This window comes from Methylomonas rapida (assembly GCF_024360925.2).
GTDB classification, from domain to species: Bacteria; Pseudomonadota; Gammaproteobacteria; order Methylococcales; family Methylomonadaceae; genus Methylomonas; species Methylomonas rapida.
Map to the genome: position 1 here is coordinate 2,568,905 of NZ_CP113517.1, position 12,653 is coordinate 2,581,557.

A 12,653-nucleotide genomic window follows, 5' to 3' on the forward strand; every position below is an offset into this window, starting at 1 on the left:
GCTGGAGTATCGTGATGACACAGTCGCTACTTCAAATACCGCTGGATATACCTGATGTTTGTATCGAAAAAGTTGAAACCACCGCCAAAGGCGAGTTCATCATCACGGTCAGTAGTACGTTAACCAGTGCAACCTGCCATCAATGCGGCCAGAGGATCGATAAGTTTTATGGCTATGGCAGAGAAATCACCTTGCGTCATTTGTCGATTTTCGATCGGCCGGTTTGGATCAAGCTAACCCCCAAGCGCTATCGATGCCCTGACTGCCCCAAAGGTCCGACGACCACGCAACAATGTGGCTGGTATAACTGGAAAAGCCCCCATACCAAAGCGTATGAGCAGTGGATATTGCGTGAATTGATCAACAGCAGCGTGACCGACATGGACGTGAAGCACGGCATCAGCGCCGAAGCGGCGGAAGGGATTATCAATCGGCACGTGGCCCAACAAGTTGATTGGTCTGCCATCCAAGGCATTCGCTTGCTGGGACTGGATGAAATCGCTTTGAAAAAAGGGCATCAAGATTTTGTGGTCATCGTGTCGGCTATCGATACCGAGGACCATAAGCGGATTCTGGCGGTGCTGCCCGACCGCAAAAAAGAAACGGTTAAAGCCTTTTTGCAGAATATTCCCGAGGCACAGCAACACGCGTTACAACGCGTCTGCGTGGACATGTATGAAGGGTATCGCAACGCCGTCTATGAGACATTGCCCGGCGTCGAGGTGGTGGTTGATCGCTTCCATGTCGCCAAGCATTATCGAGACGGCGCCGACCAGGTCCGCAAGGCGGAAATGAAAAAACTCAAGAATACCCTGTCTGCCGAGGATTATGCCAAGCTGAAAGGCGCGATGTGGGCTTTTCGGAAGCGCTGGATGGAACTCTCTGCCGATCAGCAAACCGTTTTGCTTTTTCTATTCCAGCAAGCCCCCATTTTGCGAGAAGTCTATATCCAACGGGAGCTTTTGACGGGTATTTTTGAGCGCCGACTCAATAAGGCTGAGGCCGAAAAAGCCTTGGATCGCTGGATGGAGCATATCAAAGTCTTGAAGTTGAAGGGCTTTGATGCGTTTGTCAAAACCTATCAAAACTGGCGAAATGAAATCACCAACTATTTCATTCGCCGGGAAACCAGTGGCTTTGTTGAAGGGCTTAACAACAAAATCAAAAGCATCAAACGACGCTGCTTTGGCATTTACAATACCGTCCGCCTGTTTCAGCATATCTGGCTTGATATCGAAGGGAGACGGTTGTTCGGTTATGCATAACCCTATATGTCGGGGCTACTCCGCGAAATACGGAAGAGCCCAAAAAAACGCAAGAAAGAGGTTGGAAAATTGTCCCGTTAGATCGTGGTCAAGTTTCAATTTATTTTCCCGCCGAGAAAGAAACATCCAATTTGCGCTTTCATATTCACGCACCATTTGCATCTACCGTGGCAAGAGATAGTGTCCGAGATTGCCGGGCCAATAATAAATTGCGTGATGAACTAGCCAAGCTCATTGTGGAATCACTTTCAAAAATCAAAGACCAAGGCTTATTGACAATCGGTTTTTTAGCGGTGCTTCCAAATGAAACTGACAATCTAACTCCATTTTATGAACGGATACGTAAAGAAATTACTCAAAAATTTCAAATGTATCCAATTACCCCAACCAGGAATAAAAGTTATGCCGCCGCTAAAAATCTTTATCGAGGAGCTTCGAAAATTTCCGAAGTAATTGACGATGAAGATTTATCATTTTTTACCGGTGAAAAAACACCGCTATGGGTTGCAAACCCATCTCAGCAGAACCAACGGGAGGATCGCTTTCTTGACAGTCTGAATATACGACGCTGGAGCTGGGATGAATTGAGTTTAATTTTTATAACGCTTCAAAGATACCAAACGAGAAGCTCAATTTATAAAAACACTCATCAACCCAGTGAAACCGAATTGGAACGCTGGTTAAAGCCAAAAACCGATAAATGGCTGATGAGCTTCTATGCACTATTGGGCGAAGCAATAAGTAATAATAAGCAGATCAAAGTCGTTGAGAATGTCAAAGTAATTAGGGTTTCGACGAAGCAAGACGATACTCATGTAACGCCATCTCAAGCCTACTTTCCACCAGTAGATGGCATTAAGGCGCCGAATAATATATTGATTGTAAAAAATTCAGTTTATGCAAATGGACGATCAGATGAACAAAAAAGACTTGCCAAACTATTTCTGGAAAAAAGTGGCGTTTCGCCGTTCGATACCAAACAGGTAATAAAGCTTAAATTAGATGAATATCAAGCTCAACCAGAGTCAGTTCCAAAAAAATACTGTGAAGACATAAAAATGTTCTGTGACTACTGGTTTAAAGATCAATCTAAAAATATCGAAATCTTCAAAGATAAAACTTTTTTACGTGCAAAATCACGAGATGGCACAGATAGTTGGTGCAAGCCGAGCGATATTTACATTGATAAGCCATTTGCTGATACTGGCCTCAAGGCATTATTTAGTCAGAATGCGTTCGAACTTGAAAAATATAAAAGTGAACTTTTAGAGAATTATCGATTCATTACTAACTTCACAGAGTTTGTTATAGCACTAGGTGTTATGGATAGACTTGAGATAAGAAGCCATGATGCTACAGCAATGCAATCCGATTTTGTTAAGCAAACAGGCCGAAAAACTAAGACCACTCTTGATGAAGATTATTACATGAACGCTTTAAATATCAGTAATGGTCAGTGGTGGCATAGTAAGGGATCGCAGAATTATATTGGCGAGCTACCTATTTACAAAAAAGAAATATCTCTTAGTCTGGCTGTTTGGAAAACCGTTTGCCGTGCCAAACCTGAACAACTGGAAGCACATTATGTTCCCAATCAATCCAATAGACATTTGGAAACAAAGACAGAAGCATTTTTTATCAAACAATTGGCTTCTTGCGAATGGATACCTGATCGGGAGGGTAACTTTCTAAAGCCAGCGGATTTGACAAGAGAAACTCTTCATCCGGATTTTGTTTATGACGATCAAAATGGTTGGCTAACGCTTGTAGGTTTGGGTAGTAGTCAAAGTACCAGAGACTGTGATGAATTCGCACGCAATTTTACTGCTCGTCTCGAGGGCTTTGACTCTTATGAACAGAAAATGCAATGTGTAAAGGCAATACAGGAGGGTTTTGATCCCAATTCGTTTCTCGTCAAAATCCACCCCGAATTTCCAGAAAACTCCGTTCCTAATCCCGAACGTCGAAAGAATCGAATAAAAAATCAATTTGAGAATTTGCCCAGTAAGGAAAGCGTGATGCGTGAGCGCTCTATTCAACCGGGTGTTGCAAATATTGTAGCCGAAGCTAAGGCCTATCTTCGATCTAAATATACCAATCCTGACCAAATAATGGTTTGCCAATGTTGCCAGCATGAAATGCCATTTAAAATTCGTGACGATTACTACTTTGAAGCAACACAGTGTCTTAAAAGTCTGGATAAACACGATATCCGAAACCGTCTTGCACTATGCCCAACTTGCTCAGCCATGTACCAATATGCTAGAGATGACGACGACGAAATAATTAAAGCTGCTATTGTAAATAACCCTGCAGAAGAAAACGCCAAGCCAATTGAAATCCCTGTCACACTGGCTGGAAAATTGCACCATATCCGCTTCGTCCAAGCCCATTGGTTCGATTTACGGACTATTTTAGATTTAGTTTGATAAGCAGCAAGAGGCTCGAGTAAATATGGTATGCAAGCTTTGCAAGCAAGACAAAGAACTACAGGAATCACATATTATTCCAAAGTTTATCTATAAACCGCTACGCGATGATAAAAATCGAATACAGAGGTTATCAATTATAGAACATGAAAATAAAAAGTATAAAAAACTTAAACCGATTCAAGATGGCCTTAAAGAGCGTCTTCTATGCTTTGATTGCGAACAACTATTAAATAATAAATACGAGAAATACTTCAAAACAGCATGGTTCGATGAAAACAAATGTTCAGTTCCCATCAGTGATGAAGGCGTCACAGTTACAGGGCTCGATTATTTAAAGTTCAAGTTATTTCACCTGTCTGTTTTATTTAGAGCAAGCGTTTCTTCTTTGCCAGAGTTCAAGGATGTCAATTTGGGAAAGCATGATGATGTATTGCGAGACATTTTACTTAACGAAGAATATTTGCCGGAGACAAAATATCCAATTGTTTGCCATGCAATTTCGAAATCGGAAAATGAAGTTCAGTTTGGCTTAGTCACAAGCCCTTTTAAGTTGCGCCAGCCCAACGGTTATAACAGCTATGGATTTTGTTTTGCCGGTTGTGTTTGGTATTACATTGTTGACGGTCGAGAGACTTCGTGTTTTTCTGATTTTATGCTCAGATCAAACGGAGAATTGAATATTCCTGGCATGCCTTGGGATGATTTTATAAATAAACACTGACTTAACCAAGCAATAAATAATTATTTCTGTAACATGCTGATCATTTGAAAAACTTAGAAATGCTATATTGAAGGGTATATAAATAATGACCATCGCCGACACCATCTACCAACACGTCAAAGCCCTGCCGCCCGCCAAGGCGTTGGAGGTTTTACATTTCGTCGAATTTCTGGAATCCAAACCCGACTCACCACCGGAACCCGCAGCCAACGAGGCTTTGGCCGCTTTTCTTCATAGTCTGCCGGTCGGACAGCGTAGCGACGCGGACATCAATGCCGTATTTCAGGCAATGCGCGACGAATGGGATAAACCATGAAGCTGTTTCTGGACGCTTGCGCCGTCATTTATTTGATCGAGTCGCAACAGGAACAGGGCCGAAAAACCCGCTTGCTCGTCGATGAAGCTCGCAAATCGAACGTGCGACTGAGCATATCCCGGCTGTCGTTTCTGGAATGCCGGGTATTACCGCTGAAAACCCAAAGCCGGGAATTGTTGGACTGCTACGACCGGTTTTTCAGACTGCCCGGTCTGGAAATCGTCGAACTCGACTCTACCGTTATCGACATCGCCACCGAACTGCGCGCCAATCACTCCGGAGGCTTAAGAACACCCGATGCCATCCAACTGGCTTGCGCCATAACTTCCGGAGCGGATCAGTTTTTGACGGGCGATAAAAAACTGGCAACTACCCAGGAAATAAAGGTCATCGTTGTATGATTAATAACGATTTCACCGTTGCGCATCACTAAAAATCACCGGTCGCTAACTGGAGATTATTTGCCGTTTGCAGATTTAGGATGAACGTCGCTTGTGGGTCGGTCTTTGTCGATCAAGTCACTGTTGACACCTGCTTCAAACAACAATCACCCCAGGAAACCTTCGTTTTCTGGGCACCATTAACTATCCGCAGCCAGTTACCAATCTACAGGGCCTTCTGAGTCCATAAACTTATTACACAAAACAAATTCCAGACAAACTGCGTTCATTTGACTTATGGAACTTTGTATTACGCGAAGCGGCGGCGCTTATTGTTGAGCCGGCAAGGCGCGTATGCGAGAGACCAGAGCCGTCAGGGCAGGATCGGGCGGATTGAGTTGCCCTAGCAGATACCGGATCAGTTCATCGTCTTCCTGCTCCAGCAAGGCTAAAAATGCTTGCTGCTCGGCTCGGTCTGCCGTGGAATAACGGGTTTCCAGATAACGTCGCAATACCAAGTCCAATTCCAACGTGCCGCGCCGGCAACGCCAGCGCAGTTTGTCGAGATCGCTCATGGATATTCGCGTTGCACCAGCATTTTCTTGATTTCGGCAATCGCTTTGGCGGGATTCAGGCCTTTCGGACAGGTGTCGGTGCAGTTCATGATGGTATGGCAGCGGTACAACTTGAACGACTCATCGAGTTCGTCCAGACGTGCCTGATCGTTGGTATCACGGCTATCGGCCAGCCAGCGGTAGGCTTGCAACAAAATCGCCGGCCCCAGATATTTGTCGCTGTTCCACCAATAGCTCGGGCAACTGGTCGAACAACAGGCGCACAACACGCATTCATACAGACCATCGAGCTTGGCCCGGTCTTCGCGGCTCTGCAGTTGCTCGGTTTCCGTCGGAATCTCATTAGACGTTTCCAACCAGGGCTTGATCGAGGCGTATTGCTCGAAGAAATGCGTCATGTCGGCAACCAGATCCTTCACCACCGCCATGTGCGGCAGCGGAAAAATCTTGACCGTGCCTTTGTAATCGCTGATCGCCTTGGTACAGGCCAAGGTATTTCTGCCGTTGATGTTCATCGCGCAAGAACCGCAGACGCCTTCGCGGCAGGAGCGGCGGAACGTCAGCGTGCTATCGATCTCATTCTTGATTTTCAAGATCGCATCCAGCACCATCGGTCCGCAATGATCCATATCGATTTCAAAGGTGTCGATACGCGGGTTTTCCCCCGAGTCGGGATCCCAGCGATAGATCTCGAATTTACGCACGTTTTTGGCGTCTTTAGCCGCCTTGTGCCATTGACCTTTTTTGACCACCGAATTTCCGGGCAAGCTGAATTCAACCATTAGTAGACCCTCTCTTTAGGCGGGATGGGTTCGACGTCGTTGCTCAAGGTGTACAAATGCACCGGTCGATAATCGATTTTGACCTGATTGCCTTCGCGCCAAGTCAGCGTATGTTTCAACCAGTTTTCGTCGTCGCGTTTAGGGAAATCCTCGCGGGCATGCCCTCCCCGGCTTTCCTGGCGATTGCCGGCGGCGTTGATCGTGACTTGCGCCTGACCAAGCAGATTGTCCAGCTCCAGGGTTTCGACCAGATCGGTATTCCAGATCAGTGACTTATCCCCGACGTTGACATCTTCGAACGAAGCGGCCACTTCGGCGATGCGCTCTATGCCTTCTTGCAAGGTGGCAGCCGTTCGGAACACCGCGGCCTTGGCCTGCATCGTGGTTTGCATGTCCAGCCGAATCTCGGCGGTTTTCCGGCTGCCATTGGCATGGCGAATCTTGTCGAAGCGCGCGAGGGCTTGATCGCAGGCATCCTTGGCCAAGGTTTTATGCGCCATGCCGGGTTTGATAAGTTCCTTGCAGCGTATCGCCGCGGCGCGGCCGAACACCACCAGATCCAGCAAGGAGTTGGAACCCAATCGGTTGGCGCCATGTACCGAAACGCAGGCGGTTTCGCCGATCGCCATCAATCCGGGGACGACGTAATCCGGGTTGCCGTCTTTCAGCGTGACGACCTCGGCTTTGTAATTGGTCGGGATGCCGCCCATGTTGTAATGTACGGTCGGCAAGACCGGAATCGGCTGTTTGGTCACGTCGACGCCGGCAAAAATCCTCGAGGTTTCGGCGATACCGGGCAGACGTTCGTGGATGACGGCCGGATCGAGGTGTTCCAAATGCAAGTGCACATGATCTTTTTTCGGCCCTAGGCCACGGCCGGCGTTGATTTCCATCGTAATCGCCCGGCTGACCACGTCGCGCGAGGCCAAGTCATGCGCGTGAGGCGCGTAACGAGGCATGAAGCGCTCGCCTTCGGAATTCGTCAAATAGCCGCCCTCGCCTCGGGCGCCTTCGGTGATCAGACAGCCAGCACCATAAATGCCGGTAGGATGGAATTGCACGAATTCCATGTCCTGCAGCGGCAAACCGGCCCTCAGCACCATGGCGTTACCGTCGCCGGTGACGGTATGCGCGGAGGTACAGGAGAAATAAGTCCTACCGTAACCGCCGGTCGCCAACACGGTCTGATGGCCCTTGAAAAGGTGAATCGAGCCGTCGTCCAGACACCAGGCCAGCACGCCACGGCATTCGCCGTCCTGCATGACGAGGTCCAGCGCGATATATTCAACAAAAAATTCGGCTTCATGCTTCAAGGCTTGCTGATACAAGGTATGCAAAATCGCATGTCCGGTGACATCTGCCGCCGCGCAAGTACGTTGCGCCTGGCCTTTGCCGAAATGGGTGGTCATGCCGCCGAACGCGCGTTGATAGATTTTGCCATCGGCGGTGCGGGAAAACGGCACGCCGTAATGCTCCAGCTCTATAACCGCCGGAATCGCCTCGCGGCACATGTATTCGATGGCATCCTGATCGCCCAGCCAATCCGATCCCTTGACCGTGTCGTACATGTGAAAACGCCAGTCGTCCTCCCCCATGTTGCCCAGCGCGGCGCTGATGCCACCCTGTGCCGCCACCGTGTGACTGCGGGTTGGGAATACTTTCGTGATGCAGGCCGTCTTCAGACCTTTTTCGACCATGCCAAAGGTGGCGCGCAAACCAGCGCCACCGGCACCGACCACGACCACATCGTGTTGGTGCTCGATGATGTTATAAGCGGAGGCCATAATTTCCCTGGGTATAAAGGATGTAGATGATCGCGGCCAGTGCCGCAATGCCTAGGAGTGAAAAAATCAGGTGCGAGACACGAATCGCCCAACGCCTCAGCGAAAGCGTCGAAACGTAATCCTCGAGCACGACTTGCAGCCCCAGAGCCGCATGATAAATCGCCACGATGCTCCAGACGGCCAGCGCGGCCGCATGAACCGGAGAGGTCAGCCAGGCCAGCGTTTCCGCATACGGTGCATGCAGCGCCAGATTCAAAAACAGCAGCAACCACACCGACAACGGCAACAAGGCCAGCGCGGTAAGGCGTTGATACCAAAAATGTCCGGTGGCATCGCTTTTGGACCTTCTGGGTGGGGCTTTGTAATCCATATCGGCTCCCGCTAAAGCAAAAAGAAAGTCGCCAACGTCAACGCCGCCGAAGCGAGTAATTCGATGACGGCATAGAGTGTCAACGTGGCCTTGTCGAAAGTCTTGCCGATGTCCCAGATCAAATGGCGAACGCCATGACACAAATGAAAGAACAAGGCATAGATGAAGCCCCAATACAGCCATTGGCACGGCCATAACGCCATGAATGTTTGCATGGCTTCATAAGTGGCTTCGCCGTAAGCTATCGCAAATAGCAAGTAGACGAATAACAGCAAACCCAACGATAGCAACACGCCGGTCATGCGGTGCGTGATGGAAATCAAGCCGGTCAAGGGTAAGCGATAAACTTGCAGGTGGGGCGAAAGTGGTCGATTGACTGACATGGCTGACTCAATGTTGATGTTGCAAACGCGCCGCGCTAAAAATCGACGCAGCGCCCCTTTCTTTCCCAGTCGCCGAAACGCGTGGGCTCGGGCCCTTTCGGCCCGTTGATTTCCTTGGCGTCTTCGCTCTTGACGGCACGGGGGTCGGTTGGTATTGCGGCCGTCCCCACATCCTCGACAAGTCCAGGCGTCTTTTCTACATCATTCATGTTGCGGTTAGCGCTCATCGATCGGCTGAAAATCCCGACGGGTCGGGCCGACATACAATTGCCGCGGCCGGCTGATCGGCGTGGACGCGTCTTCCATCATTTCCATCCAATGCGCCACCCAGCCCGCCGTCCGTGCAATCGCAAACATCACGGTAAACATTTCGACCGGAATGTTCAATGCCTTGTAGATGATACCGGAATAAAAATCGACGTTCGGATAGAGCTTGCGCTCGATGAAATAGTCGTCCTTCAACGCCTGCTCCTCCACCGCCAACGCCAATTCGAACAAAGGATCGCTGCTTTGGGTTTTTTTCAATATTTCATGGCAGGTCTTGCGGATAATGGTGGCGCGCGGGTCGAAATTTTTATAGACTCGATGACCGAAACCCATCAGCCGGAACGGATCTTCCGGATCTTTGGCCTTGGCAATATATTTGGGCACATTTTCGACCGTGCCGATTTCCGCCAGCATGTTCAGCACCGCCTCGTTGGCGCCACCATGCGCGGGCCCCCACAGCGCGGCAATGCCGGCCGCAATGCAGGCGTAAGGATTGGCGCCGGTACTGGCCGCCAGGCGTACCGTCGACGTACTGGCGTTCTGTTCGTGGTCGGCATGCAGAATGAACAACAAATTCAAGGCCTTGACGAAATCCTGATCGATGTAGTGATCCTGATCGATGTAATTTTGCGACGAGCGCGAAAACATCATGTTCAAGAAGTTTTCGCAATAACTCAACTCGATGCGTGGATAGACGAAAGGCCGGCCGACGGAATGCCGATACGAGGCCGCCGCTATGGTCGGCATCTTGCCTATCAGACGCGTCGCGCAGACTTTGCGGCTGACGGGGTCCTTGATATTCAGATCGCTGTGATAAAACGCCGATAATGAGCCGACAACCCCGACCAGCATCGCCATCGGATGCGCATCGTAATGGAAGCCGTCAAAGAATTTTCTCAACGATTCGTGGATGATGGCCCTGTCGTTGATTTCCAGATTGAAGTCCTGCAGTTGAGACTGGTTGGGTAATTCCCCATTCATCAGCAAATAGGCCACTTCGGTGAATTCGCAGCTTTCCGCCAGTTGCTCGATCGGATAGCCACGATACAACAGCACGCCGCTATCGCCGTCAATGAAGGTGATTTTGCTGGAGCAACTCGCCGTGGCGACAAAACCGGGATCGTGCGTGAAACAACCCAAATCTTTATACAGGTTGCGGATATCCACCGTATCGGCACCCAGCGTGCTTTTTAAAAGTGGGTACTCGACTTGCTTGCCGGTGCCCGCATGCTTTATCAGCAACGTTTCACTTGCCATAACGTTCTTTATCCTATGTGATTTTCTTACAAATAGGGACCCGATTATCACACAGGCGCCAGCATACTCCAACCCGCTATTGCCTATGCCGGTTAGGGAAATGGGCAAAATTGCCCAAATCCAGGCAGCGAGAGTGAGCGAAATTTACCTCTTGGCACGGGGTTGCAACTGGCCAGTCGGACTTAGGATTTCGTCAGAAATAACTTCCACTTATGGTTCCCATGCTCCGCGTGGGAACCTGCTCAGGGACGCTCTAGCGTCCCGAACCGCAGAGCGGTTCAGGCTGCATTCCCACGCGGAGCATGGGAACGATGAGCCCTGAGTGCGGGAAATTATTTTCAACCAAATCCTTACCTCTTTCGGGGCAAACCGGGCAAGACGGAAATGTTTACAGTCAGCGCGACAGCTAAAGCTATCGCACTCCCCAGCTTGTTTTTAGTCAAAAAGCGTTAGCTTTTCCAGCTATTTTGTTGTTTCACTCAGTATGGTTTGCAGAAATGAAAGCCTCAACGCTCGAAATACGCCAATAAAAAATCGACAAAACTGGTCAATTTGGCGGGATAAAAGCGACGTTGCAAATACGTCGCGTAAATCGCCACATTAGGGCGACGGTAATCGCGCAAGATTTCCACCAACTCCCCGCTTTCCAGATAAGACATCACCGACAGGCGCGGCGCCTGCACGATACCCATGCCCAATGCGGCGGCTTGGCACAACGCGCGGCCGTTGTTCGATGCCAACACCCAATCGGTCTTGATGCGTTTAGGTTCACCATCGACGTTGAACAACCAATAATCACCTTGCGGAGTGTCGACATAATGCAGACAACGATGCCGCGATAAGTCTTCAATGCAGTCCGGATAACCGTTATTGGCCAAATAAGCGGGCGAAGCATAGGTGCAAAGCTCGGTTTCCGCGATCTTGCGCGCCACCACGCCTGGATCGAGCTTGTCGGTTACCAGCAGGGAAATATCGAAACGGCCGTCCCGCAAATTGGGTGGTTTGTTATCCAGCGACATCGATATCTTGACTTCGGGATACTGTCGCAAATACTGCTCTATCACCGGCACCATGTAAATGCCGCCAAAATCGATCGGCGCGCAGAGCTTGATTTGGCCCTTGACGCGCTCGCCGTGCTGCTGCACCGAAACTTCCAGTTCGGCCAAATCCTCCAGCAACTGTTTGCTGCGATAATAATAAGCCTCGCCGGCCCCGGTTAAGCTGAGACTTCGCGTCGTCCGATTCAGCAATATCACGCCCAGCGACGCTTCCAGCTGCGCCATGTACTTGCTGATCATCATCGTCGACAACTTCAATTCCTTGGCAACGGCGGAAAAAGTACCGAGTTCGACGATACGGCAAAACACCCGCATATGATTGAATTTATCCATGCGAAACAATATAAACCCAAAGTTTATATTTTATAAACTAAACAATGTCTTTAAACCAGCAGAACCCCTGTATACAATCGAACGCGGAGATAGTCGTTTACCGTCTGGCTGAATCTCGGCCAGACCCTTTTTTCAACAACCGAGGTTTAATATGAGCAAAGTTTTAAATGAAGTATTGTTGGCCAATCGTGAATACGTGGCCGGTTTCAATAAAGGCGATCTGGTCATGCCGCCTGCTCGCCAATTTGCCATTTTGACCTGCATGGACGCCCGCCTGGATCCGGCGAAATATGCAGGCTTATCCGAAGGCGACGCGCACGTGATCCGCAACGCCGGCGGCCGCGCCAGCGATGACGCCATCCGTTCCCTGGTGATTTCCTATAAACTGCTCGGCACCAAGGAATGGTTTGTGATTCATCATACCGATTGCGGCATGGAAACCTTTACCAACGACATCATGAGCGATCTGCTGGCCAGCAGCCTGAAAACCGCAAGCGTCGACGCCTCGGGCTGGCACGATAGCGGCGAAGGCCCTGGCTCCACCGACGGCAAATACATCAACTGGCTGACCATCAAAAACCAGGCCGAAAGCGTGCTGGAAGATGTCAAACGCATCAAGGCGCATCCCTTGGTACCCAGCAACATTCCTGTTTATGGTTACATTTACGACGTCAAAACCGGCAGCTTGATCGAAGTTCCCGAAGCCACCGCAGCCGGCCAAGCTCACTAA

14 protein-coding genes are annotated in these 12,653 nt (G+C 49.5%); 6 read left to right on the forward strand and 8 right to left on the reverse strand.

Annotated features, from left to right (window positions below; translation table 11 throughout):
• The first annotated feature begins 14 nt into the window (after positions 1-14).
• The 5 genes from NM686_RS12135 (at position 15) to NM686_RS12155 (ending at position 5,135) form a co-directional block, all read left to right on the forward strand.
• Positions 15-1,265 carry an ISL3 family transposase gene (locus NM686_RS12135; protein WP_255187011.1) on the forward strand — a complete coding sequence of 417 codons (1,251 nt, stop codon included), beginning with the start codon at positions 15-17 and terminating at the stop codon, positions 1,263-1,265.
• Positions 1,266-1,432: 167 nt separating this feature from the next.
• Entirely contained in the window at positions 1,433-3,694 is a 2,262-nt protein-coding gene (locus tag NM686_RS12140; protein WP_255188124.1) for a hypothetical protein, read from the forward strand.
• A 25-nt stretch (positions 3,695-3,719) separates the two neighbouring features.
• Positions 3,720-4,418 (forward strand): hypothetical protein, encoded by a 699-nt coding sequence (locus tag NM686_RS12145; protein ID WP_255188125.1) that lies wholly within the window; start codon positions 3,720-3,722, stop codon positions 4,416-4,418.
• Positions 4,419-4,503: 85 nt separating this feature from the next.
• Complete coding sequence (locus NM686_RS12150) at positions 4,504-4,734, forward strand: DUF2281 domain-containing protein (RefSeq protein ID WP_255188126.1); 231 nt, start codon at positions 4,504-4,506, stop codon at positions 4,732-4,734.
• On the forward strand, positions 4,731-5,135 hold the full coding sequence (locus NM686_RS12155) for a type II toxin-antitoxin system VapC family toxin (RefSeq protein ID WP_255188127.1): 405 nt from the start codon (positions 4,731-4,733) through the stop codon (positions 5,133-5,135). The genes NM686_RS12150 and NM686_RS12155 overlap by 4 nt, the downstream gene beginning before the upstream one ends.
• 308 nt (positions 5,136-5,443) lie before the next feature.
• On the opposite strand, the gene NM686_RS12160 is transcribed toward NM686_RS12155, so the two are convergent.
• The 8 genes from NM686_RS12160 to NM686_RS12195 form a co-directional block, all read right to left on the reverse strand.
• On the reverse strand, positions 5,444-5,689 hold the full coding sequence (locus NM686_RS12160) for an FAD assembly factor SdhE (protein ID WP_255188128.1): 246 nt from the start codon (positions 5,687-5,689) through the stop codon (positions 5,444-5,446).
• Positions 5,686-6,471 (reverse strand): succinate dehydrogenase iron-sulfur subunit, encoded by a 786-nt coding sequence (locus tag NM686_RS12165; RefSeq protein ID WP_329959142.1) that lies wholly within the window; start codon positions 6,469-6,471, stop codon positions 5,686-5,688. Before NM686_RS12165 ends, NM686_RS12160 begins: the two co-directional genes overlap by 4 nt.
• The gene (gene sdhA, locus NM686_RS12170) at positions 6,471-8,255 is read right to left on the reverse strand and encodes a succinate dehydrogenase flavoprotein subunit (RefSeq protein WP_255188129.1); all 1,785 of its coding nucleotides are present in this window, start codon (positions 8,253-8,255) and stop codon (positions 6,471-6,473) included. Before sdhA ends, NM686_RS12165 begins: the two co-directional genes overlap by 1 nt.
• Positions 8,239-8,625 (reverse strand): succinate dehydrogenase, hydrophobic membrane anchor protein, encoded by a 387-nt coding sequence (gene sdhD / locus NM686_RS12175; protein ID WP_255188130.1) that lies wholly within the window; start codon positions 8,623-8,625, stop codon positions 8,239-8,241. Before sdhD ends, sdhA begins: the two co-directional genes overlap by 17 nt.
• 11 nt (positions 8,626-8,636) lie before the next feature.
• Positions 8,637-9,008, reverse strand: a complete 372-nt coding sequence (sdhC, locus tag NM686_RS12180) for a succinate dehydrogenase, cytochrome b556 subunit (RefSeq protein WP_255188131.1) — start codon at positions 9,006-9,008, stop codon at positions 8,637-8,639.
• A 35-nt stretch (positions 9,009-9,043) separates the two neighbouring features.
• Complete coding sequence (locus tag NM686_RS12185; protein ID WP_329959143.1) at positions 9,044-9,271, reverse strand: DUF1674 domain-containing protein; 228 nt, start codon at positions 9,269-9,271, stop codon at positions 9,044-9,046.
• The gene (locus tag NM686_RS12190) at positions 9,225-10,532 is read right to left on the reverse strand and encodes a citrate synthase (protein ID WP_255188133.1); all 1,308 of its coding nucleotides are present in this window, start codon (positions 10,530-10,532) and stop codon (positions 9,225-9,227) included. Before NM686_RS12190 ends, NM686_RS12185 begins: the two co-directional genes overlap by 47 nt.
• Positions 10,533-11,038: 506 nt before the next feature.
• Positions 11,039-11,923, reverse strand: coding sequence for a LysR family transcriptional regulator (locus NM686_RS12195; protein WP_255188134.1), 885 nt, complete (start codon positions 11,921-11,923; stop codon positions 11,039-11,041).
• A gap of 151 nt (positions 11,924-12,074) precedes the next feature.
• On the opposite strand from NM686_RS12195, the gene NM686_RS12200 reads away from it, so the two are divergent.
• Positions 12,075-12,653: a beta-class carbonic anhydrase gene (locus NM686_RS12200; protein ID WP_255188135.1), complete on the forward strand. Its 579-nt coding sequence runs from the start codon at positions 12,075-12,077 to the stop codon at positions 12,651-12,653.

Excerpts from the sequence above, each read along its gene's own strand:
- NM686_RS12135 (WP_255187011.1), top strand. The coding sequence starts at position 15 with ATGACACAGTCGCTACTTCAAATACCGCTGGATATACCTGATGTTTGT.
- NM686_RS12145 (WP_255188125.1), top strand. The coding sequence starts at position 3,720 with ATGGTATGCAAGCTTTGCAAGCAAGACAAAGAACTACAGGAATCACAT.
- NM686_RS12150 (WP_255188126.1), top strand. The coding sequence starts at position 4,504 with ATGACCATCGCCGACACCATCTACCAACACGTCAAAGCCCTGCCGCCC.
- NM686_RS12155 (WP_255188127.1), top strand. The coding sequence starts at position 4,731 with ATGAAGCTGTTTCTGGACGCTTGCGCCGTCATTTATTTGATCGAGTCG.
- NM686_RS12160 (WP_255188128.1), bottom strand. The coding sequence starts at position 5,689 with ATGAGCGATCTCGACAAACTGCGCTGGCGTTGCCGGCGCGGCACGTTG.
- NM686_RS12165 (WP_329959142.1), bottom strand. The coding sequence starts at position 6,471 with ATGGTTGAATTCAGCTTGCCCGGAAATTCGGTGGTCAAAAAAGGTCAA.
- sdhA (WP_255188129.1), bottom strand. The coding sequence starts at position 8,255 with ATGGCCTCCGCTTATAACATCATCGAGCACCAACACGATGTGGTCGTG.
- sdhD (WP_255188130.1), bottom strand. The coding sequence starts at position 8,625 with ATGGATTACAAAGCCCCACCCAGAAGGTCCAAAAGCGATGCCACCGGA.
- sdhC (WP_255188131.1), bottom strand. The coding sequence starts at position 9,008 with ATGTCAGTCAATCGACCACTTTCGCCCCACCTGCAAGTTTATCGCTTA.
- NM686_RS12185 (WP_329959143.1), bottom strand. The coding sequence starts at position 9,271 with ATGTCGGCCCGACCCGTCGGGATTTTCAGCCGATCGATGAGCGCTAAC.
- NM686_RS12190 (WP_255188133.1), bottom strand. The coding sequence starts at position 10,532 with ATGGCAAGTGAAACGTTGCTGATAAAGCATGCGGGCACCGGCAAGCAA.
- NM686_RS12195 (WP_255188134.1), bottom strand. The coding sequence starts at position 11,923 with ATGGATAAATTCAATCATATGCGGGTGTTTTGCCGTATCGTCGAACTC.
- NM686_RS12200 (WP_255188135.1), top strand. The coding sequence starts at position 12,075 with ATGAGCAAAGTTTTAAATGAAGTATTGTTGGCCAATCGTGAATACGTG.